The 21,273-nt window shown below is 45.2% G+C and carries 23 protein-coding genes; 2 read left to right on the forward strand and 21 right to left on the reverse strand.

Translation table 11 applies throughout. The features are described 5' to 3' along the window. Positions 1-12: 12 nt before the first annotated feature. The 16 genes from HNQ46_RS10520 to HNQ46_RS10595 all read right to left on the reverse strand — a co-directional run bounded on the left by HNQ46_RS10520 (position 13) and on the right by HNQ46_RS10595 (position 14,889). Positions 13-1,323, reverse strand: a complete 1,311-nt coding sequence (locus HNQ46_RS10520; protein ID WP_183684644.1) for an alpha-amylase family glycosyl hydrolase — start codon at positions 1,321-1,323, stop codon at positions 13-15. Next, entirely contained in the window at positions 1,310-2,521 is a 1,212-nt protein-coding gene (locus HNQ46_RS10525) for an aminotransferase class I/II-fold pyridoxal phosphate-dependent enzyme (protein WP_183684645.1), read from the reverse strand. The genes HNQ46_RS10520 and HNQ46_RS10525 overlap by 14 nt, the downstream gene beginning before the upstream one ends. A 52-nt stretch (positions 2,522-2,573) precedes the next feature. After that, positions 2,574-3,056, reverse strand: coding sequence for an Lrp/AsnC family transcriptional regulator (locus HNQ46_RS10530; protein ID WP_007157393.1), 483 nt, complete (start codon positions 3,054-3,056; stop codon positions 2,574-2,576). Between the two features lie 157 nt (positions 3,057-3,213). Continuing rightward, positions 3,214-4,041 carry a hypothetical protein gene (locus tag HNQ46_RS10535; protein WP_183684646.1) on the reverse strand — a complete coding sequence of 276 codons (828 nt, stop codon included), beginning with the start codon at positions 4,039-4,041 and terminating at the stop codon, positions 3,214-3,216. 256 nt (positions 4,042-4,297) lie between these two features. Next, on the reverse strand, positions 4,298-4,723 hold the full coding sequence (gene atpC / locus HNQ46_RS10540; RefSeq protein WP_183684647.1) for an ATP synthase F1 subunit epsilon: 426 nt from the start codon (positions 4,721-4,723) through the stop codon (positions 4,298-4,300). 10 nt (positions 4,724-4,733) lie between these two features. Next, the gene (gene atpD, locus HNQ46_RS10545; protein WP_007157397.1) at positions 4,734-6,125 is read right to left on the reverse strand and encodes a F0F1 ATP synthase subunit beta; all 1,392 of its coding nucleotides are present in this window, start codon (positions 6,123-6,125) and stop codon (positions 4,734-4,736) included. Positions 6,126-6,151: 26 nt separating this feature from the next. Next, complete coding sequence (gene atpG / locus HNQ46_RS10550; RefSeq protein WP_183684648.1) at positions 6,152-7,066, reverse strand: ATP synthase F1 subunit gamma; 915 nt, start codon at positions 7,064-7,066, stop codon at positions 6,152-6,154. Positions 7,067-7,078: 12 nt separating this feature from the next. Beyond that, entirely contained in the window at positions 7,079-9,100 is a 2,022-nt protein-coding gene (gene atpA, locus HNQ46_RS10555; RefSeq protein ID WP_183684649.1) for a F0F1 ATP synthase subunit alpha, read from the reverse strand. A 5-nt stretch (positions 9,101-9,105) separates the two neighbouring features. Then, complete coding sequence (locus HNQ46_RS10560; RefSeq protein WP_007157400.1) at positions 9,106-9,594, reverse strand: ATP synthase F0 subunit B; 489 nt, start codon at positions 9,592-9,594, stop codon at positions 9,106-9,108. A 34-nt stretch (positions 9,595-9,628) separates the two neighbouring features. Next, entirely contained in the window at positions 9,629-9,844 is a 216-nt protein-coding gene (gene atpE / locus HNQ46_RS10565) for an ATP synthase F0 subunit C (RefSeq protein ID WP_007157401.1), read from the reverse strand. Positions 9,845-9,904: 60 nt separating this feature from the next. Beyond that, complete coding sequence (locus HNQ46_RS10570; protein ID WP_183684650.1) at positions 9,905-10,591, reverse strand: F0F1 ATP synthase subunit A; 687 nt, start codon at positions 10,589-10,591, stop codon at positions 9,905-9,907. A 424-nt stretch (positions 10,592-11,015) separates the two neighbouring features. Then, the gene (locus tag HNQ46_RS10575; protein ID WP_183684651.1) at positions 11,016-11,522 is read right to left on the reverse strand and encodes an EXLDI protein; all 507 of its coding nucleotides are present in this window, start codon (positions 11,520-11,522) and stop codon (positions 11,016-11,018) included. Positions 11,523-11,809: 287 nt separating this feature from the next. Next, positions 11,810-13,153, reverse strand: coding sequence for an SH3 domain-containing protein (locus HNQ46_RS10580; RefSeq protein ID WP_183684652.1), 1,344 nt, complete (start codon positions 13,151-13,153; stop codon positions 11,810-11,812). Positions 13,154-13,420: 267 nt separating this feature from the next. After that, positions 13,421-13,606: a hypothetical protein gene (locus HNQ46_RS10585; RefSeq protein WP_183684653.1), complete on the reverse strand. Its 186-nt coding sequence runs from the start codon at positions 13,604-13,606 to the stop codon at positions 13,421-13,423. A 477-nt stretch (positions 13,607-14,083) separates the two neighbouring features. Continuing rightward, entirely contained in the window at positions 14,084-14,656 is a 573-nt protein-coding gene (gene lepB, locus HNQ46_RS10590) for a signal peptidase I (protein WP_183684654.1), read from the reverse strand. A gap of 5 nt (positions 14,657-14,661) precedes the next feature. After that, positions 14,662-14,889, reverse strand: a complete 228-nt coding sequence (locus HNQ46_RS10595) for a hypothetical protein (protein WP_243155918.1) — start codon at positions 14,887-14,889, stop codon at positions 14,662-14,664. Positions 14,890-15,140: 251 nt separating this feature from the next. Here HNQ46_RS10595 and HNQ46_RS10600 point away from each other — a divergent pair, with 251 nt between their 5' ends. Together HNQ46_RS10600 and HNQ46_RS10605 are read left to right on the forward strand one after the other, a co-directional pair. Continuing rightward, positions 15,141-15,899, forward strand: coding sequence for an exodeoxyribonuclease III (locus tag HNQ46_RS10600; RefSeq protein WP_183684656.1), 759 nt, complete (start codon positions 15,141-15,143; stop codon positions 15,897-15,899). 24 nt (positions 15,900-15,923) lie between these two features. Further along, positions 15,924-16,721 (forward strand): phosphatase, encoded by a 798-nt coding sequence (locus HNQ46_RS10605; protein WP_183684657.1) that lies wholly within the window; start codon positions 15,924-15,926, stop codon positions 16,719-16,721. Positions 16,722-16,850: 129 nt separating this feature from the next. Here the strand turns inward: HNQ46_RS10605 and HNQ46_RS10610 are convergent, their stop codons facing one another. The 5 genes from HNQ46_RS10610 to HNQ46_RS10630 form a co-directional block, all read right to left on the reverse strand. Further along, positions 16,851-17,051: a chemotaxis protein gene (locus HNQ46_RS10610; protein ID WP_183684658.1), complete on the reverse strand. Its 201-nt coding sequence runs from the start codon at positions 17,049-17,051 to the stop codon at positions 16,851-16,853. 110 nt (positions 17,052-17,161) lie between these two features. Beyond that, entirely contained in the window at positions 17,162-17,626 is a 465-nt protein-coding gene (gene rpiB, locus HNQ46_RS10615; RefSeq protein ID WP_279287719.1) for a ribose 5-phosphate isomerase B, read from the reverse strand. A 101-nt stretch (positions 17,627-17,727) separates the two neighbouring features. Further along, positions 17,728-18,867 carry a glycoside hydrolase family 10 protein gene (locus tag HNQ46_RS10620; RefSeq protein WP_330604598.1) on the reverse strand — a complete coding sequence of 380 codons (1,140 nt, stop codon included), beginning with the start codon at positions 18,865-18,867 and terminating at the stop codon, positions 17,728-17,730. Positions 18,868-19,161: 294 nt separating this feature from the next. Beyond that, complete coding sequence (locus HNQ46_RS10625) at positions 19,162-20,454, reverse strand: UDP-N-acetylglucosamine 1-carboxyvinyltransferase (RefSeq protein WP_183684661.1); 1,293 nt, start codon at positions 20,452-20,454, stop codon at positions 19,162-19,164. A gap of 271 nt (positions 20,455-20,725) precedes the next feature. Beyond that, on the reverse strand, positions 20,726-21,271 hold the full coding sequence (locus HNQ46_RS10630; protein WP_183684662.1) for a hypothetical protein: 546 nt from the start codon (positions 21,269-21,271) through the stop codon (positions 20,726-20,728). Positions 21,272-21,273 lie beyond the last annotated feature (2 nt).

The raw sequence follows: 21,273 nt of genomic DNA on the forward strand, positions 1-21,273 counted from the left end.
TTTCTGCTTATCTTATTTTAACTTAATGATTCTTCCTCCGTGAGCTTCACAGAAAACCTTGATATTTCCTTCTTCTGTCAGCTCCACCGGCTCTGTGGTCATCAGGTCGAAGGCAATGCTCGCCTTCTTGGGAAGCGTCAGGGTAATATATTGATCCATGCTGTCATTGTTCAGTACCGTAAGCACGGCACTGTTTCCGTCCATACGAAGATAGGCATAGAGTCTATGGTCCAGGTAAACCTCTTTAAACTCTCCGATTTGCAGCTCCGAATTCTTCCCGTGAATTTCCGCAAGCTTTGCAATATAGCTGGTAAAGGCATCAGGCTTATATTGGGACAGGGTGAATTTAGGAGAAAGAATTTCTCCCTCCTTTTCCCCTCTTTTTCCTGCCAAAGCGTATTCTCCTCCATAATACAAAGTAGGTCTTCCCGGCAGGGTGAAAAGTGCCATATAGATTCCCCACAGATTTTTTTCCTCTTCTAAGACCGTGGCGATTCTATGGGTATTGGGACTTTCCAGAAATACCTGCATTTGCTTAGTAAGCTCTTGATTTTTTCCGATTCTCTGGGCCAAATCATAGAAATTCTTCTCATTAAAGGCCTGACAAAGCCCCTGATAAAGCTCCTGATTGGCCAAGGATTGCAGGGTTTCCGTATTGATTGCTCTGGCCAACTCTCCGATAAACTGCTCTCCCAAAAGGAAGAATTCCGCTTTCATTTGACTGCTAAAGTAACGGAGGGATTTTTGAAAATGAATGTCCACCGCTTCACTGTAGGCCAGACGCAGGCCGTCAATATCATAGGCGGAAATCCAGTGCTTTACCTGTTCCACAAGATAAAGCCGAAGCTCCTCATTGTCCAGATTGAATAAGGGATGTTCCGGCATATTTCTAAAGAATTGATAGGAAAAGGAATCCCCCATGGGGGAGCGCTTTGAAAAATCCAAATTCAAAAACCAATCACAATACGGAGAGGCTTCTCCCTTTTCCTGCAAGTCCTGGAAGGCAAAAAAGCTTCTGTCACAGAAGGGGAATGCCACATCCAAAACAATGCGGATTCCCATCCCATGGGCATCCTCCACAAAGTTTCGAAACTCTTCTTCCGTCCCCAGCCATTCCCGAATCTGATGAAAGTCTCCTGTGCCGTACTGTAAGGGATTCTTGGAAAACACAGGTCCCAGAATAATACCGTCACAGCCTAAGACCTTTAAATAGGGGAGGTATTCCTCCAGCTCCTTGATATTGCTGTTCTCATCTCCGGAAAGGGTGGAAAGCACCGCTCCCGGCAGAATTTGATAAAAAATTGCGCCATCATACCAGGCCATGATTGCTCTCCTGTAATTTCTTCACAAAACGCTCTATTCTTTCCAAAGCCAGCTTTAAATTTTCAATGGAATAGGCGTAGGATATACGAATAAAGCCCTCTCCCGAATCTCCGAAGGCATTTCCCGGCACCACCGCCACCTTTTCTTCCCGAAGCAGTCGTTCCGCAAATTCTTCACTGCTGAGACCGAACTTCTTAATGCAGGGAAAGACATAGAAAGCCCCAAAGGGTTCAAAGCAGTCCAAGCCCATTTTCTGAAAATGGTACAAGAGGAGTCTTCTTCTTTCATTGTAGGCATCCCGCATTCTCAGCACGTCCTCTTCGCCGTTCCGAATGGCTTGCACAGCGGAATACTGAGAAGTGGTGGGAGCGCACATAATGGCATACTGATGGAGCTTTAACATTTGCTTTAAAATGGGAGCCGCACTGCAAGCATATCCCAAGCGCCATCCTGTCATAGCATAGGCCTTGGAAAACCCGTTGATATATACGGTTCTTTCCCGCATTCCCGGGAACTCGATAATGGAATGATGCTCTCCCTTGTAACAAAGGGCGGAGTAGATTTCATCCGTCAGCACATAGAGATTATGCTTTAAAATCAAGGGCACAATCTCTTCCAGGTCTTCCTTCTCCATGATGCCTCCGGTGGGATTGTTGGGAAAGGGGAGAACCAGTATCTTCGTTTTCTCGGTAATGGCCTGCTCTAACTTTTCTTTCGTCAGGCGGAACTGATCCTTCGCCTCTAAGGCAATGGGCACCGGTATGCCGTAGGCCATTTTTACACAGGGGGTATAGGAAACATAGCAGGGCTCCGGAATCAAAACCTCGTCTCCCGGCTCTAAAATGACGCGCATAGCCAAATCTATGGCCTCCGAACCTCCTACGGTAACCATAACCTCATTTTTCGGATCATACTGTACCTGATGCTTTTCGGCCACGTAGTCGGAGATGGCTTCTCGAAGCTCCAAGAGTCCCGCATTGGAGGAATAAAAGGTTCTCCCCTTCTCTAAAGAATGGATTCCTTCTTCCCGAATATGCCAGGGGGTATCAAAGTCCGGTTCTCCTACGCCAAGAGAAATGGCATCCTTCATTTCCGATACAATATCAAAAAACTTCCGAATTCCACTGGGTCGTATATTTACAATCGCCGGGTTTAATTCCCTGGGCGAATTTCGTTGCTGTTCCTTGTTTTCGCTCATGCTCACTCTCTTATTTCTTCCTTAGAAAAATCCTCTTGACTCTCCCTGAACACTATGGAGATACCTGCATTCTTTCATCCTTCTTCGGAGCCACCAGTTTGGTGCCGTGATCCTTGTACCGCTTTAATACGAAGTGGGTGGCTGTGGAAAGCACGGACTCCATAGGTCCTAACTTCATGGAAACGAAGTTAGCCACTTCCTTCATGGTTCTTCCCTTTACGATTACGGTAAAGTCAAAGGCTCCACTCATCAGATACAGGGCATCCACCTCTTCGTACTGGTAAATACGCTCCGCAATACTGTCAAAACCCATGCCTCTTTGGGGCGTTACTTTTACCTCAATGAGGGCATCTACCCGTTCATCCTGGGTGCTGTCCCAGTTAATCAGGGTGTGGTAGGCACAAATCACGCCTTCCTCTTCCATCGCCTTGATTTCAGCCCCTACCTGCTCCGGATCTTCTCCCAAAAGGGCTGCCAAATCCTCCACAGGCAGTTTCGCATTCTTCTCTATGATGCTTAGAATTTTTTCTCTCATGCTTCTCCTTTATTTTCCTTCCATAGGACCGGATATCTGTTTTATAAAAATTCTCAGGTTCTTCCCTTGCCAAGCGGAAAAGCTTAGCCTGAAGTTCTTTTCCCGAAAATCTATTGTACTCAATTTCCAAAATCACCGCAAGGGAAAGGCATTCTCCTTAAAGCAGCAGGGAGTCCTGCCGGATATAGAAGGCGGTCAGACTTTCTTCCAGCTCCTTTTTAGAAAACAACTCCTCCAAGCTGTCTCTCTCCCTTTTTGTTAAAAAGGACTCTCCCTGAGCATCCCTTCTCATGCGTTTCTTTCCCTCTTCCGAAATACCGATACAGGAAGCCACAATTCCTCTTTCCCTTGCCAGCTCTGAAAATGCCTCCACTTCCTCCAATCGGAGGAGATAAGCATTTTCCGAATAAAGATAATAAGGGGAAATCTGAAAATGCTCACAAAGTTCTATCGTCCCCTGTAGGAAGGGGATTTTTTCGTAGGAAAAGGAAAAACCGCCTCCGGAAAGACGCCACAAAGCGGATAGAATTCCTCCTCTTCCCAGGGGCAGTATCTCTGAAATCCCGAAGTCGGAAATCCAGTTTGGAAATAGATTTTCCACACTCCCTAAGCTAAGCTCTCCTGCATTCCATTTGGCTTGCAGATCCTCTTCATAAAGAGGAATACTTTGCCCCTTCTTCTCCCCTTCTGCAAACAAAAGAATATTTTCCGCAGAAAGTACAGGAAGTTTGGGAAGTTCGGAAAGTCCGGACTGCTCCGAAACTTTCTCTCGTTCTTCGGCTAAGTCTTCCCTTCCGCTCTCCTGCTGCTTCCCTTGAAGATTCCCCTTCAATAAAAGTCTTGGCAGCCTTTTCAGTCTTTCCTCTTCTTCCTCTATAAAACGCTTGGAAAAGGGGCAATCCCCTTCCTCCCGTATTTTTTCCCATAAAAACTGGCTACCCCTTTGTCCGGGGTAGCCTAAAAGAAGGATTTTTTCTCTTCTCATTTTACATTCTCGAAAGCAATGGTGGCAATACCATGGTAAGCACCATCATGGCAATCAAAATGACAACGATTACTGTAGTAATGGTTTTTTTCTGTTTTGGACTAAACATAGTTTCTCCTTTTCTTTCCTAATCCTTGCCATTGTAATTCCAAATGAAAGGATAAGCAAGAGATTTGAAGAATCTTCTGTCCTATAGACGGAACTCCTCACGAAAATCCAAGCTACAAAGACAGCATTTTAACAGAATTCCGGCCTTCTACATATAAGTCTTCTTGTAGAATTCCAGTCTTCCCAAGGCTCTGGCCAAAGCCGCCTGAGACTTCTTAAACTCCTGATAGCTCTGCTTCTGGCGAAGCTCTTCCTCCGCCCTTTCCTTGGCCTCTTCCGCTCTTCGGATATCCATCTCTTCCTTGGTTTCCAAAGTGTCTACCAAAAGAGTAAGACGGTTATTGGCAAATTGCAGAATACCCTTTCCTACTTCTACATGCTCCCAGGAGCCGTCCGGCTTCTGCATGTCCAACACACCGATGTCCACCGCTACTACAATCGGGGCATGGTGTGCCATAAAACCGATTTGTCCGTCCAGTGTTCGAACATTCAGATATAGCAAACGATCATCATAGTACACCTTGTTGGTGGCAATGACCTTTGCGCTAAATAAGTTTCCGTTTCCTCGCATCATAGAAAACTCCTTAGCCCTTTAAGAGCTCTGCCTTCTTCTTTACGTCCTCCAGATTTCCTACATTGAAGAACGCAAGCTCCGGCACATCATCCATTTCTCCGCTGATAATGGCCTTAAAGCCCTCGATGGTTTCCTTCAAAGGCACGTAGCGTCCTGCTACACCGGTAAACTGTTCTCCCACGAAGAATGGCTGAGAAAGGAAGTTACGAATCTTTCTGGCACGATATACCAAAAGCTTATCCTCCTCGGAAAGCTCTTCCATACCCAGGATGGCGATAATATCCTGCAATTCCTTGTACTTCTGTAAAATCTGTAAAACGCTCTGGGCAGTGTCATAGTGCTCTTTTCCCACAATGCTTTCTTCCAAAATACGGGAAGAAGACTCCAAAGGATCCACCGCCGGATAAATACCCTGCTCAACAATCTTTCTGGAAAGTACCGTAGTAGCATCCAAGTGGGCAAAGGTGGTTGCCGGTGCCGGGTCGGTTAAGTCATCCGCCGGAACGTATACCGCCTGTACGGAGGTAACGGATCCCTCCTTGGTGGAGGCGATTCTTTCCTGCAGCTGTCCCATTTCGGAAGCCAAGGTGGGCTGGTATCCTACCGCGGAAGGCATTCTTCCCAGCAGAGAAGATACCTCTGAACCCGCCTGCACAAAACGGAAGATATTATCAATAAAGAGCAATACATCCTTCTTCTGCACATCACGGAAATACTCCGCCATGGTAAGTCCGGTCTCCGCTACACGCATTCTGGCTCCGGGAGACTCGTTCATCTGTCCAAATACCAGAGCAGTGTTCTTAATAACACCGGATTCCGTCATTTCCATATAGAGGTCATTACCCTCACGGGAACGCTCTCCTACTCCGGTAAAAATAGAGTATCCGCCGTGCTCTGTTGCCACGTTTCGAATCAGCTCCTGAATCAGGACGGTTTTTCCTACTCCGGCACCTCCGAACAGTCCGACCTTTCCCCCCTTTGCATAGGGAGCAATCAGATCAATAACCTTGATTCCGGTTTCCAGTACCTCCTGTACCGGGCTTTGATCCACAAAAGCAGGCGGTTTTCTGTGGATTTCCCATTCCTCTCCATCGGTAATGGGATCCTTTCCGTCAATGGTTTCTCCCAATACATTAAAGAGACGACCGAGAGTCTGCTCTCCAACCGGAACGGAAATACCCTTTCCTGTGGAACGGACCTCCATGTCTCTTTCCAATCCCTCACTGGGGGCCAGCATGATGCAACGGACGGTATTCTCTCCTAAATGCTCAGCTACCTCCATGGTTCCTGTTACGCCGTGGTTGTCTACCACCATGGCGGTCTTAATCTTGGGAAGCGGGGCTTCCATAAACTCCACATCCACAACAGGTCCCATAACCTGGACAATTTTTCCTGTCTGCATTTCCCCCTTCTCCTCTCTTTATACAATTAAACCTCTTGTTTATTTTTCTTTTTGGCCGCCTTCTGGGCCTTGGCTCCTGCGGCAATCTCCGTAATTTCCTGGGTAATCTGTGCCTGTCTGGCACGATTGTACTGAATCCGGAGCTTCTGCTTTAATTCATTTCCGTTACGATTCGCCGCGTCCATGGAGGTCATTCTGGCCTGTTGCTCTGCACAAAAGGCCTCCACCAAAGCACTGTAAATATAACCGTTAATATAATCCGGGATAACATTGTCAATCAAGGCATCCGTGCTGGGGAAAATATTAAAGGCCTCATAGTTTGCGGTAATAGGCAGCTTAACAAATACCGGATGAAGCTTATCCAAGGGAAGAAGCTGTTCCTCCTCACATTCCATTTCCAAAGAATTCTTCATTCTGGTGAAAACGATATGCAGTTCGTCAATCTCCTTATCCTCGAAAAATTCCATCATTTTCCGGGTAATCACACGGGCTCTGTGCAGGGTAGGATTCTGGGCGGTGTAATGAAAGGCCTCTTCAATAGGAATGTTTCTGCTGTGAAAATAGCTTCTTCCCATCTCTCCTACCACAAAAAGCCGATAATTTTGATACTTCGCTAAAAGCTCTTCCGTTTTCCGGATGACATTGTGGTTATAAGCTCCTGCCAGTCCTTTATCCGCGGTCACACAGAGAATGGCTACCGTTCCCTGACCGTTGGCTACGCCCTCTCGAAGATCCAAATAAGGGTGGGTATAATCCTCCGGCAAATGTCGCATAACTCTGGCCATCATAGACTGCAGGGTATAAAAGTAAGGCTCGGTTTGTATCAAACCCGCTCTGGCCTTACGCATCTTTGTACTGGAAATCAAATACATGGCATTGGTAATCTTCATGGTGTTATCAATGCTGTGGATTCGGTCTCGTAATTCTCTTGTTGTAGGCAAGGTCTGCCTCCTTTATGAAAGCTTTTCCTCTTCCTTCTTCAGAAAATCATGGTACAGCTGAATAATCCGCTGCTCCATATCTTCCTGCAAAAGGCCGGAAATCTCTATGTTCCTGATTAAATCTCCCTCCTGCTCGTTAAAGAAGGCTAAAACTTTATTCTGTAAAGCCTTCACATCCTTCTTCGCTGTACCCAGGAATTCTTTATGAAGGGCAAGAACCAAAGTTACTACCTGCTCTCCCAAAGAAAGGGGACGGCCAAGGGGCTGCTTTAACAGCTCCATTAAAATCGCTCCCTGTTCCAGCTGAGTCTTGGTACTTTCATCAAGATCAGAGGAGAACTGGGTAAATACCGCCATTTCTCTATACTGTGCCAAGTCGATACGCAGGGAACCTGCCGCCTTCTTCATGGCCTTGGTCTGGGCTGCACCACCCACACGGGATACGGAAAGTCCTACATTTACCGCAGGTCTCTGTCCCTCAAAGAAAAGGTTACTTTCTAAGAAGATCTGTCCGTCGGTAATGGAAATAACGTTGGTTGGAATATAGGCGGAAACGTCTCCGTCCAAAGTCTCGATAATCGGCAGGGCGGTAATACTTCCTCCTCCCAAAGCATCGGACAAACGGCAGGAACGCTCCAGCAAACGGGAATGGAGATAGAAAACGTCTCCGGGATATGCCTCACGTCCGGGAGCTCTTCCCAAAAGAAGAGACAGGGCACGATAAGCTACCGCATGCTTGGAAAGGTCATCATAAACAATCAGTACGTCTCTTCCCTGGTACATAAAGTACTCTGCCAAAGAAGTTGCCGCATAGGGGGCAATGTACTGAATCGGTGCCGGATCTGCCGCTGTTGCCGCTACCACACAGGTGTAGCTCATGGCTTCATTTTTCTTTAGATTCTCCACCAAAGAAGCAATGGTGGATTCCTTCTGTCCGATGGCAACATAAATACAGATACAATCCTTTCCCTTCTGGTTCAAGATGGTATCTATGGCAATGGAGGTCTTTCCGGTCTGACGGTCTCCGATAATCAACTCACGCTGTCCTCTACCGATGGGGAACATGGAGTCAATGGCCAGAATTCCGGTCTGTAAGGGAACATTAACGGACTTTCTGTCAATGATACCGGGGGCCGGCTCCTCGATGGGGCGGTATTCCTTGGTGTTGATAGCCCCTTCTCCGTCAATGGGGGCTCCCAAAGCATCTACCACACGACCAAGATAAGCGTCTCCCACAGGGATTCCCGCCATCTTGTTGCTTCGTACCACTCTGCTTCCCTCGATGATTCCTTCTTCATCGCCGAAGAGGATAACACCGATTCGGTTTCTTTCAATGTTCTGTACCATACCCCGAACACCGTTATCAAAGACAACGATTTCTCCGTACATGGCATGATCCAGTCCGTTAATGATAACGATACCGTCACCTACGGAGCTGACAAAACCGATTTCTTTCTTCTCCGCCTTTAAATCAAAGTCCTCTACGGAGCTTTGTAAAATGCTGATAATATCCTGCTGGCTGTTGGAGAAACGCTTATTCTGCATTTCCTCCAAAAACTGCTCTCTTCTACCCTTTGTACTCCAATCGTACTGGTCGTGGCCAACCTCCAGGACAAATCCGCCTCCCAGGCTCTCATCCTCTTCCAATACGACTTCAATGTTCCGGGAATGATATTTGTTATAAACAAATTCCCGAATTCTCTTTAATTGTTCTTCCTCCGGCTTGGTTACATACCGAAGATGTACTTTTAATTTGGTGGATTCTTCATTGGAGATTTTTTCATACTCCTCTGCCACCTCACCCCATGCACTGAGAAGGCCGTCATTGCACAGTACCTTCAAGGTATCCCTAACTTCTGTAGGGAAAATGCTATCGATGATAGACATTCTCTTTTCCAAAGGTATTGTGGCGTCGGAAAGCTGTCCTGCCGTCTCCGGTAAAACTTCAAAAATCCGACTGGTCTCCTCTATAACGCTTTTCGGAACGCGCATTCTGAAAAGCTGTTTTGCATACTCTACCACTTTTTGCAGCATAGTCCTTACTCCTTCTTCTCCGCATCTTCTAGGAAGGTATCATACAGCTTTTGATTGTTTTCCACGGAATCCTTGCTGGCTGCAATCTTATAGGCAGCCTTTGCCACAAGCATAGCCACCTCTTCTTCCATCTCGTGTTGCTTCTGTTCAGCCTGTCTCTGCGCCTCTATCTTGGCTTCCGCAATAATCTTGTCTGCCTTCTCCCTGGCATTTCCGATGATTTCATCGTATTCAGAAGACGCCTGCAAACGAACGGCCTCTAACTTTTCCTGCCGTTCCGTATCAATCTTTGCCATGCTGTCTTCATACTGTTGTTTCAAATCTCTGGCCTTTGTATTGGCCTCTTCCGCTTCTCGATAAGAAGTGTCCAGTTCGTCCTGTCTTGCCTTCAAAGCGGCACGAACCGGTTTAAACAGAAAGCGATGCACAAAATAAACCAGCACCAATAAATTAATGACTGTAAAAATAATACTACTTAGATTGAGACTAAGCATCGTTTTCCCTCCTTCGATTCCAAAACACTGCTCCTTACTTTAAGAAGAGGATAATCATAAGTCCGATAACGAAACCATAGATGGCTGTTGCCTCGGCCAAAGCACAACCCAGTAAGAGGATAGTCATAATCTTTGAACTGGCTTCCGGCTGTCTTGCTACCGCCTCTGTTGCCTTTCCTGTTGCCAAACCGATGCCTAATCCTGCTCCAAGACATGCCAATGCTGCAATTGCTGCTCCTAATGCTACCATAATTTTCTCTCCATTCTGTCGCTAAGCGACCATTTTTACTGCGACCTACACTACTCCACTCTACTCTACCGCTTCCGCAATATAAAGCGATGTTAAAAAGACAAAAACATACGCCTGTACCAGACCGTCAAAGAGGTCAAAGTACAAAGACAGGATTGCCGGAACTCCTACCGGAACAACCAGTTCCACAAGCTCCATGATAACGAAGGCTCCTAATACATTTCCAAAGAGACGCATACACAAGGATAATGGTCTGATAAAGACCTCCAGGATATTAATCGGCGTCATAATGGGAATGGGTTGTGCGAAACGCTTTACCCAGCCTCCGGTACCGAAGGCACGTATTCCTGCTACTTCCACAAGAATAATGCTCATCAGGGACAGCGCCACAGGAACATTAAAGTCCTTTGTGGGCGGCTTAAAGCCGAAAACACCGAAGAGGTTGGCTATACCGATAAAAATCAATACTACCGCCAGATACGTACCGTATTGCTTGCCCTCTTCTCCCAGATTGCCTTCCATGAACTTGTCCAGCTTTGTCACAATCAATTCTGCAATCTGCTGTCTCGTCCCCGGTGTACGAACCTTGCAATCTCTACCCAACAGGTAAGCGCCAAATATCATCACCGCCATGATGATCCAAGTCACCACAACAGACTCGGAAACCGGAATTCCTCCAAAAATCGGAATCGTAAAGACAGTCTCCACATTCAGCTCTTCCAGCAGGGATGCTGCAAGCTTTTCCATGGTTTTCCCCCTTTCTTCACTCTCAAGTACCTTTGAGATTATAGGCACTCTTTCCATGATTGCAAGTATTTTTCAAAATTAAGCGAAAAATATTTTCTATACTATTTTTTTGTCATTTTTTTCCAGCAATCTCAGGTTCACGAAAGCTAATTTTACATTTCTTACAAGCAAAGTGCAAGATATTTTCATTTTTCTCTTTCATAATGGATACAATACGCAAAGTTTTTTCCTATAGGAATTAGATATTCATGTAGAAATACCATAATTTTTTTAAGTAAAGTAAATAACAAATAACCTGTTCATCTTGAATCCCTCTCTGAGATAGTGTGCAAAGTGGAAAAAGTGCGTTCAACTTTCCACACGTTTCACGATTATCTCAATTTTTGCTTGTTATAGTTCTATAAATCCAGTGTTTATACCTAATCTAAATGTCCAAAAACTCATAAGGCTTTTCCGAAAGAGAAGATTCGCAGCACTCGGCAAGATACGCATCCTTCTCCTTTAGGCTCTCTATGTCCGGATATACGTTTAGCACTCTGTCCCCCAGATTCCAAAAATCATGTGACCAAGACTGCGGGTTTTCCCATACGTGTGGATTTCCTTTCGCCCAATTCGGAAGCTCCTTGCGAACCTTGGTTGCCACTGCAAGCTGCCCTTTTGCAGTTTTATAAATCGTGTCAATCCTTATTCCACCGTCTACCGGACGTTCTACACGAGTAATCTCCATACCATAGAACATTACCTTTCTTCTTACCCCTTTTTCATAGAGGTTTAACTCAATCTTGTCATATCCTTCGCTTTTGTTGCGTTGAACACTTAGAAAGTCCTGAAGTGCCTGTATCACAGCGGCAGAAACACTTCCGGCGTACTTGGCAGCATCATCAAATAAGTGTAGATCCGCTTCTGCAACATAAATATTTTTTGTGGCCATAACCATACCTCCTTATTTTTGTAACTTGTATCTGAACTTTAGTATCTATATGATTATGAACATAATTATAATCATATAGATGTATTTTATCAAGATAGACTTCTTTCCATCATTATGATGTTAAAGACTGTGATTCTTCACTGATACCGGGATCCTGATATCAAAATGCAATATACAAAGTTCTTCGTTTTTGCAATAACAAAAAATCTCCCATCCCAAAAAGGGGATGAGAGATTCTATCTCTGCATGTGCATCCTTCGCAAAGTAAGGGGGTGCTCATTTATGGGTTATGGGGAAACGGTTAATGTGGTAGCACCGCCATTGGCCTGCTGTGCTGTAGTAGCTGCGGAAGCACGGCTCTCCGTAGTGGATTTTGTTGCGGAGTTTGTACTTGTACCGGAAGCATTGGCCGCCGTAGTAGCCGTGGTATTGCCTCCTGTTGCGCTTTGTGTAGTACTTATTTCCTCAGAACGTACATACTGCTTGGAAATATAGGCATCCTGTCCGTTATAGGTGATTTCTAACCACTCATCATTATAATCCGCCTTGTATTGCAACTCTGTTCCTTCATCTAACACGGTGAGTACTTCTGAATCTGTTGTGCTGGGCTTTGTTCTGATTCTTACTCCTGTGGTGGTGAAATAACGCTTTGGCGTAGCCGTAGTCTCCTCCACGGTAGTTTCCTCCGTGCTTTCCACTGTTGCAGAGGTCTCTGTTACTGCCGCTGTAGTTTCCACTACACTATGCTTCTTTACGGAGAAGAAAAGCACCTTTACCAGAATAATCACGATAATAGCAATAGCCACCGGAAGAGCAATTCGTAAAATGCTGTACAAATCCCATTCTGTGCCCGGATTTCTGTTTGCAGTACTTCTCTGTCTTCTGCCGGCTGTTCCGACAGTTCTTCCGCTTCTTCTCTTCACAGAGCTGCTTGAGCCTACACTCTTTTGTAAACGTCTTGCTCTATCGGTTCCTGCTCCGGTTCTTCCCTTTCCGGCTGTGTTTCTCCGAACGGGGATTCCTGCTCCCAGTTCTTCTTCCCGCTCTTCCCTTTCGATTTCTCGAATTCTGGAGGAATATCCTTCGGTGGTAAGTCTGGGCGCCTCCGCTCCGTAATTCTCCGCATCAATACGGGAAGCCAGTCCTGCCTGTCTTGCTGTTTCTCTTCTTAAGCTGGAGCTGGAAATCGTATTCTCCTCTCCCAGCTCATCTCTATAGGCTGCGGAAGAAGATGTAGCGGCAAGAGAATCCTCTCCCTGTATTCCTTCATTTCTTCCCGGTCCCTCTTCCACATACTCCGATAAGGCATCTCTTAACATGGAGAAGGAGTCATTGGCATCCTGGGCAGTGGATTCATTACCAAGCTCTGCCAGCTCTCCAAATGCTCGAATTCCGTGATAGGTATCTCTGGACTTGGCAGAAATAATACCGCCTTCAAAAAGCTGGTTAATATCGCTCTCTAAATTGCTGGAGACCATCAAAGCCTGATCGATCTGCATCCGCACCAGACTGGCCAAAATCTCCTTGTCCATAATTACCGCTTCTTTATATTGTCCGTTCAAGAGGTAGTTCTGCACATCCCCTAATTGTACGCGAATCTTTCCCCAAACACTGTTTTCACGCTCCGCCATATTTCCCTCCTTGCCTCCTGCAATTTTCCTCTGTAGTATACCTAGAAAGACAGCTTTCTTCAAGGAAGAATATCATTTTTCACAAAGAATTCGCGGTTTTTGATACTTCTTTCCTTAAATCGTAAGATTTGCCCTAAAAGCGGCGGAGACAGGCTCTATTTTCAGGGTAAGCAAGCGAAAAGCTTTGGAAAAACGTAAAAAGAGGATAAGCTGTTTACCTTATCCTCCCTCTACTCTATTTTTCGTTTTTTCTCATTAAAAGTCTTTTTATATAATATCCCATCTGCCCTCTGACTTACCGGCAAAAGGTCCGGGAGTCAGTCTGGAATAAATCCGTTCCATTCCCGTATCATCCATCACAGCAACGCAAAAGATATTGACATCCTTTCCCTCATAAATTTTTCCATCTGTCAAACCCTCTGAAAAACTATTTCCCACATACTGCAACTTCATTTCGTCCTCCTTAGGAATGTGGCATGAAAAACATCCCTGTCTCTCTGCACCGCCGGAAGCTCCTTCCTGCGATTCCTGTTCTACTCTATTTTATTAATTTACAATATGTATATCGCAATATTTTCATAAAAAATAAGTTTTTACAGGGCGCTGTTTTGTATTTTTCTAAGTACATTTTAAGGAGCCGCTCTGAAGCCATATAGGTCTGTATCAGGGCACGCTCCCGCTAACTTCGCCTACGTAGCAGTACTAACTTCAAGCTTCGCTTTGCTCGCTTTCAGTAAGTACTGACGGGCTCAGATTACCCTGATACAGACCTATATGGCTTCATTCGCTTTACTATTTGTTTTCGGCAGGCCTTCTCTTTGCAGACTCTCAGTAAGTGCTGACGATTCAAATACTCTTCTAAAAAAAACAAAAAAGAGAGCCTTTCGAAAAAACGAAACAGCTCTCTAAATTTGTTCTTACTGTGGGGCACTACAAGGAAGATCTTCTCAAAATGGTAATGACCTTGCCCTTGATCTCCTCTTTTTTAACCGGGCCGAAGAGTCGGCTATCTTTCGCTCCGGAACGCATGTCCGACATCATAAAGTATTCTCCCTCCTTCAGCTTAATGGGATATTTCACCGCTTCCGTGTCATAGGGCTGGGTGGAATAGAAAATACCGTCCTCTACCTGCATATTGCCGTTGATTTTCAGACCGCCTTCATCCGGAATTTCAATTTCGTCTCCCGGCATACCGATGATTCTTCCCACAAACTGCTTTCCGTCCTTATGATATACCAGAACATCGGAGGGGAAAAATTTATTTTCCAGACGGTAGTAAAGCATCAGGTCTCCTGCACTGAGCTTTGGCTTCATATCGTCATTTTTCACCGGGGCAATCCCGAAAATGACGAAGAACATCACATAAATCAAAGCACCCATCAAAAGCAGATGAGAGAAGAAGGAACGAATATCTCCCAGCTGTCGGTAATAAGCCCGCTTTTTTCGAATCACATCCAAGGGAAGGACTGCTTTTTTCTCTACTTCTTTTTTCTTCTTTGCCATATCCTCTATCCCTTTAGCTTTGCCAGCTCTTCTTCCAAAGCGGCGATTTTTTCGTCTCTTTCCTGAATTCTTGCCTGATAACCGATTTCCATTACCTGAATGGCGGAACGATATTCTCCGTCCAAATCCTCTAATTTCTTCCACACAGAGGCAGGCTTAAAGCCGAAAAAGGCCTTTCGGAATTTCATCTTTTTAAGATACTGCGCTACTTCTTCTAAATTCTGTGATGCCATACTACTTTCCTTTCCTTTGGGATTTGAAAACAGTATAGCCTTTTCCTCCTGCATTTGCAAAAAGTTCTTAAATTTTTAAGAACTTGTCTTCCGGAAATTTCCTGAAAGCCCTTGCAGGCTTTGCAATGTCTGTTACACTATTCTCATGCCAAAAAAGAATACAAGCTTGCGTTCTGTGCTGAGGGCTCACGCAAGGGCTAAACGAAAAATAATTTTTCTTTAGAATAATGAATTGAGTAGAAAGGATATTTATGAAAAAACTGATTTCCTGGAATGTAAATGGGCTTAGAGCTGTTATGGGAAAAAATTTTATGGAGGATTTTAAGCGTTTGGATGCGGACATCTTTTGTTTGCAGGAAACCAAATTGCAGGAGGGACAGATTGACCTGGAGCTGCCGGGTTATTTTCAATACTGGAATTATGCGGTGAAGAAGGGCTACTCCGGCACCGCCATTTTCACAAAGGAAGAGCCTCTGTCCGTGCAGTACGGCATCGGTATCGAAGAGCATGACCAGGAAGGGCGTGTGATTACGCTGGAATATCCGGAGTTTTATCTGATTACCGTCTATGTGCCCAACTCTCAGGGAGAGCTGAAGCGTCTTCCCTACAGAATGGAGTTTGAGGATGCCTTCCTGAATTACATCTTATCTTTGGAAAAGAAAAAGCCGGTAATTTATTGCGGTGACTTAAATGTTGCCCATGAGGAAATCGACCTGAAAAATCCGGATACTAACCACATGAGTGCGGGCTTTTCCGACGAGGAGAGGGCGAAGTTTTCCCGGGTTTTAGACTCAGGGTATCTTGACTCCTTCCGCCATTTCTATCCGGACAAGGAAGAGGAATACAGTTGGTGGAGCTACCGTACCAAGGCCAGAGACAGAAATGTAGGTTGGAGAATCGACTATTTTGTGGTTTCCAAGCAGTTAGAAAAGAAGCTCCTTTCCGCTTCTATCCATCAAGAAGTAATGGGCTCCGACCATTGTCCTGTGGAAATAACTTTGGATCTGTAATGATAGAAAGGGGAAAAGTATTTTATGAAATTGAAATGTGATGTTCATACCCATACTCTTTATTCCCGCCATGCTTATTCCACGATTTTGGAAAATGTTGCTGCGGCTAAGGAGGCGGGATTAGAGCTTCTTGGCTCTACAGACCATTTTTCCGCCATGCTTTATCCGGATTATGAAAATGTCCGTCATTACCAGTATCTGATGGTAAGCCACACCTGGCCCAAGGAAATTCAGGGCATTCGAGTTTTACAGGGTTGCGAAGTGGATATTGTGGATATGGAAGGAAACCTTTTCGGTTTTGATATTCCCATTTGGAAAAATATTGACGGGGATTTTTATAATGACGGGAAGAAAATGTCTCTCTACGAGCGTGTCTGTAAGAAAATGGACTACTGTATCGCCTCTGTCCATCGAAACAGCTTTGCCAAGGGAGAAAGTGCTTCGGCTTGCACCAAGCTCTATCTGGAGGCAATGAAGCACCCAAAAATTCTGATTCTTGGGCATATCGGTCGTTCCGGGCTTCCCTTTGAAATCGATCCGGTGCTTCATGCCGCAAAGGAACAGCATGTGCTGATTGAGATTAATGAGCATTCCATGGATGAAGGAAGCGAAACCAAAAAGCGTTGCGAAGCTATTGCAGTCCGCTGTGCGGAACTGGAAGTACCCATCTCCGTTTCCAGTGATGCCCATATCGCTTTACGAATTGGAGAATTTTCAAAGGTGGAGTCTCTACTGGAGAGGATTCATTTTCCGGAAGAGCTGATTATGACCAAAGATAAGGAGAGCTTTTTACAGCATATGAAGAAGGCAGGACTGGGATAAGGTGGATTTTGACAAAACATAGAAAAAGAGGATGTAAGATATGTTGCTTTTCCTACAGCACAGGTCTTAAATCAGGGTACGCTCTCGCTAAACTCTGACTGAGCAGTGGATTGTATCCACTGATAAAGACTATTCTATTTCTTTGATTTCTACACCTGCTGCCTTTACATACTCTGTCATATAAGCAGAAATTACACTTGCTTGAGATACGCCTTGCTTTTCACAAGCTTCTTTAAAAGCATCTACGATATTCTTTTTGAGTGTATAGCTTTTAGAAAGCCATCCGGCTTTCTTCTTATATTTCTCCACTGTTTCAGATCTGGTTGCCATTGTGTGCTACCTCCTATAGACTTTTTCTATCCTTATCCTTTTTTCTACTTATTATGAAAAATAGCTTATAAGATAAAAGCGGTTTGATAAAAACCGCTTTCTTTTCATCCTTAAACCCTCTTTTTGAAGCCTTCTGCATCCTCTTCAATCTCGGAAATCAGGGCTACTCTTTCTGCGTGTCTTCCCCCTTCAAATTCTGCCAAAAGGAAGCTGTCCACAATCATCTTTGCAAGCTCAACACCTACTACTCTGGCACCAAGGCAAAGTACATTGGCATTGTTGTGTCTTCTGCCCATAGCTGCGGAATAGGGCTCTGAGCAGGGGAATGCTCGAATGCCGGGAACTTTATTGGCTGCCAAGGAAATGCCTACTCCCGTTCCACAAATAGCGATGCCGAAGTCTGCCTTTCCCTCCTGTACAAGCTTGGCTACTTGATAGCCTGCCAAGGGATAATCATAGCGTTCCGGAGTATCTGTTCCTACGTTGATAATCTCGATTCCCTGCTCCTCCAGATATGCCTTAAGCTCCATTTTCATCTCTACAGCGGCATGATCGTTTCCCATTGCAATCTTCATTTTCATTCCTCCCCTTTTGACACGGAACACCTATTCCGGAATCTGTCACTTAACTATGGCTTTACTCTTTCAACAAGTGTTGCAGTCTAATTTAATAGACACTAGTTTTGAAATACGCTTCTCAGATTACCAAGCTCTCTTTGGGCTCTTTCCTCTAAAAGATTCTGATAAGCAAAGACCGCATAGCCTTTTACAATGCCTGTCTTTCTGGCTTCTTCCACCTGTCTTTTTAAAATATCACTTTCCGTAAACCACTCCGATACAGGATTTCCGTCCCAAACGCTGCTTCCTGCTCGGTACAGTCCTAAGCCTAGCATGAGTTCCACCTGATTTCCAGTGGAATTTGTCAAGTTCACCCAGTCTCCAAGGCTTCGCATATAAGCATGGGGAGCTTCCTGCCCTTTCCCGTTTTTCGCCCTAAAGCCGTGATACATCTGGGGCATGATGTAATCAATATAGTCCTTGGAGGCCATAATTTTATCCACATCCAGGAAATACGCCACCGAAGAACGCAGACTTTGCAGGTTTGGCACCGGGCTCACGCCGAAGACCACGCCTCTTTCTTTACACAGGCTATGCACCTGCTTTAACAATAAAGAGACCTGATTTCTCCGATATTCTGTTAAGCTCCCTGTCTCTCCCTGTCTTTTCGCCTCCTCATACTCCGGCTCATCAAAGCGTTTTCCCTCTTCTGTCAAGGAAACTCTGGGATAGAAATAATCGTCAAAATGAATACCGTCTACAGCGTAGTTATCCAAAAGCTCTTTAATGGAAGCCAGTAGTGCCTCTCTTCCTGCCGCCCTGGAGGGGTTGATATAATACTGCCCCTCATGGAGAAGCACATTTCTTTCTTCTCCGGAAGTTCTGCTCCATTTTTTCACAATGCTGTCTTCGGGAATATTTTCCCACTTGGACATGGAGCTGCTGACACGGTAAGGATTGAACCAGGCATGGACAGAAATACCCTTTTTCTTTGCCTCGGAAATCATAATCTCCAAGGGGTCAAAGCTGCCATTTCCCGGCATAAATTTAGAATAGGGGAAAACCGTCATTTTCTTCCCATAGCTGTCGGAATGGCTGTGTACATGGAGGAAAATGGTCTGAAAACCGTTCTTCTGCAGATTGTCCATGACCTTGGCCGCCTCTACCCGAAAGGCCTGTTCTTCCTTTGGCATATTGATCCAGTCCAAATAAGAAAACCAAACCGCCCTTAACTCTTTTTGAGAGGAAAGGCTTTTCACGCCGGGCCCTGTAAGATTTGAAGCATAGGCGGAATTCCCTGTAAAAAGGCTCAAGGAAAAAAGAAGTGTAAAAAGCAGAAAAGCCAAGCTTTGTAGCAGGCTTCCTCGCAGGCTATTCCTAGTATTTTTATTCTTACCGAGTATAGCTAGTGGCACGAGCGGTATTCTGTTTGTAAAATTTCTCTCCATCGTCTCTCTTCTCCCGGGAGGCGAGCTTAGCGAGAGCGTGCCCGCATCCAATGCTATTAATGCTAGAAAGCATGACTGTTTCTATGTCTTTACTGCCTCCTGTGATTATGCTTCTCTTCGGAAGGCTTCCACTTCTTCTTCCGTTTTGGCCAAAATGATTTTGGCGCCTAAGTTCATTAGCTTCTTTTCGAAGAACTCGTAGCCTCTTCGGATATATCCTATATCTTCCAGCACAGTGACTCCCTCTGCGGCAAGGCCTGCCAGAACCAGAGCGGCACCGGCACGTAAATCCAAGGCGTGAAGGGTTGCTCCCCGTAATTTTTCCTGTCCCAAAATGGTGGCCACTCTATCTTCCACGGTGATATCCGCCCCCATTTTCTTTAATTCCTCTACATATAAGAAACGATTTTCAAAAATCGACTCGGTAACGGTGGATTTCCCCTCCGCCAATGCCAGAGTAACGGCAATCTGGGGTTGCATATCCGTAGGAAAGCCCGGATAAGGAAGAGTCTTAATCTTGGTACCCCTTTGCTTTTCTCCTCCGATAACTTGAATTTCCTCGTCCCCTTCATAGACGGTATTTCCCATATCTCGAAGCTTTGCGGCAATGGATTCCATGTGCTTGGGAATGATATTTTTAATCAAAATGTTTCCTCTGGTCACCGCTGCAGCACACATAAAGGTACCGGCTTCAATCTGATCCGGAATTACCCCGTAGGTGGTGCCGTGCAAACGCTCCACACCTCGAATACGAATGGTGTCCGTTCCGGCACCGCGAATATTGGCTCCCATACTGTTCAAGAAATTTGCTACGTCTACAATATGAGGCTCCTTGGCCACATTTTCAATAATCGTCTGACCATCCGCCAAAACAGCAGCCAGCATCAAATTAATGGTTGCCCCTACGGAAACCACATCCAGATAGATATGCTGCCCCACAAGCTCCTCCGCCTTAGCTACAAAATAGCCCTCCGAGATTTCCACCTCGGCTCCCAAGGCGGTAAAGCCTTTAATATGCTGGTCAATGGGTCTTTCCCCGATGGCACAGCCTCCGGGTAAAGCCACCTTTGCCTGATGGTATTTTCCCAGAAGCGCCCCGATAAAATAATAAGACGCACGAATACGGCGAATCGCATCGTCATCTACGCTTTTCATAGACAACTGATCCGCCTGAATAGAGACCACATGACTTTCTATGCGGCGCACCTTCGCTCCGATGGCCCTCAAGGCCTCCAGCATAACATTTATATCTCGAACATCGGGAAGATTCTCTATAATTACTTCTTCGTCGGTAAGAAGGGCTCCTGCTACAATACCCAGTGCTGCATTCTTTGCCCCGCTGATGACTACCTCTCCACTAAGGGGATTGCCCCCTTTCATGACGAATACTTCATTCATTTTAAACCTCAAATTTTTTCGTCTCGCTCTAAATTTTTCCACAAAAAAAGCTCCTAATCATAGAGCGTTTCTTGATTATAAAGCTTTAAGGGGAAAAGTGCAAGAAATATACGCAGTTCCACAAAGCTCATTTTCAATCGTGGATTTTGGCAAAAAGCAACATTTTCACTTTATTTTAAGACAATGAAAATGCTGGTGCTTTTCAAGAATAGGTAGGGACAGAACTTAGTTTGTATACAAACAGGATTTTTAAGTTTCCGAAGATTTCCTCCTACTCCAAAAGGCTTTGGAAATCCTCTTCCTCATTAAAACCGGGGTCCATGTGGGTAAGAAAATGCCAGTCTTCACTCCCTTTTTTTCTATAGAGCACCGCTTCCCCGTCTTCCGAACCGAAGTAGGCTCTCTCCGCCTCATAGCCCTTTGCTTCTAAAAATGCTTTGGCTTTTCGGTACTGACTTTCCCGTCTTGCAATATAGTCCTTCACCTCATCATTGGAAATAAGATAGGCATCTACTCTGGTGGAACCTTCCACCATACCCTTTCCCGGGGCACTTAAGTTCGGAAGCTCTTTCCAGAAAATATCTATCTCCCCTTCTTCGGTAAACATAAATTTCGTAAGAGGAACAAGATGTCCGTTGTACTGAAGCTCCAAATACTCCGGAAGCTTCCGGGCGTCTAAAGTTTCAAAGACAAATCCCTCTTCTTCCTTGCATTGATAGCCTTCCACTTGGGAAATAAAGGCTCTTCCCTCTTCCATCGTTTGGAATAAGCCGATTTCCGTCCCAACGCCTTCCTGATTTAATTCTAAAATAAACATAT

It is taken from the genome of Oribacterium sinus (assembly GCF_014202695.1).
Lineage (GTDB): Bacteria > Bacillota > Clostridia > Lachnospirales > Lachnospiraceae > Oribacterium > Oribacterium sinus.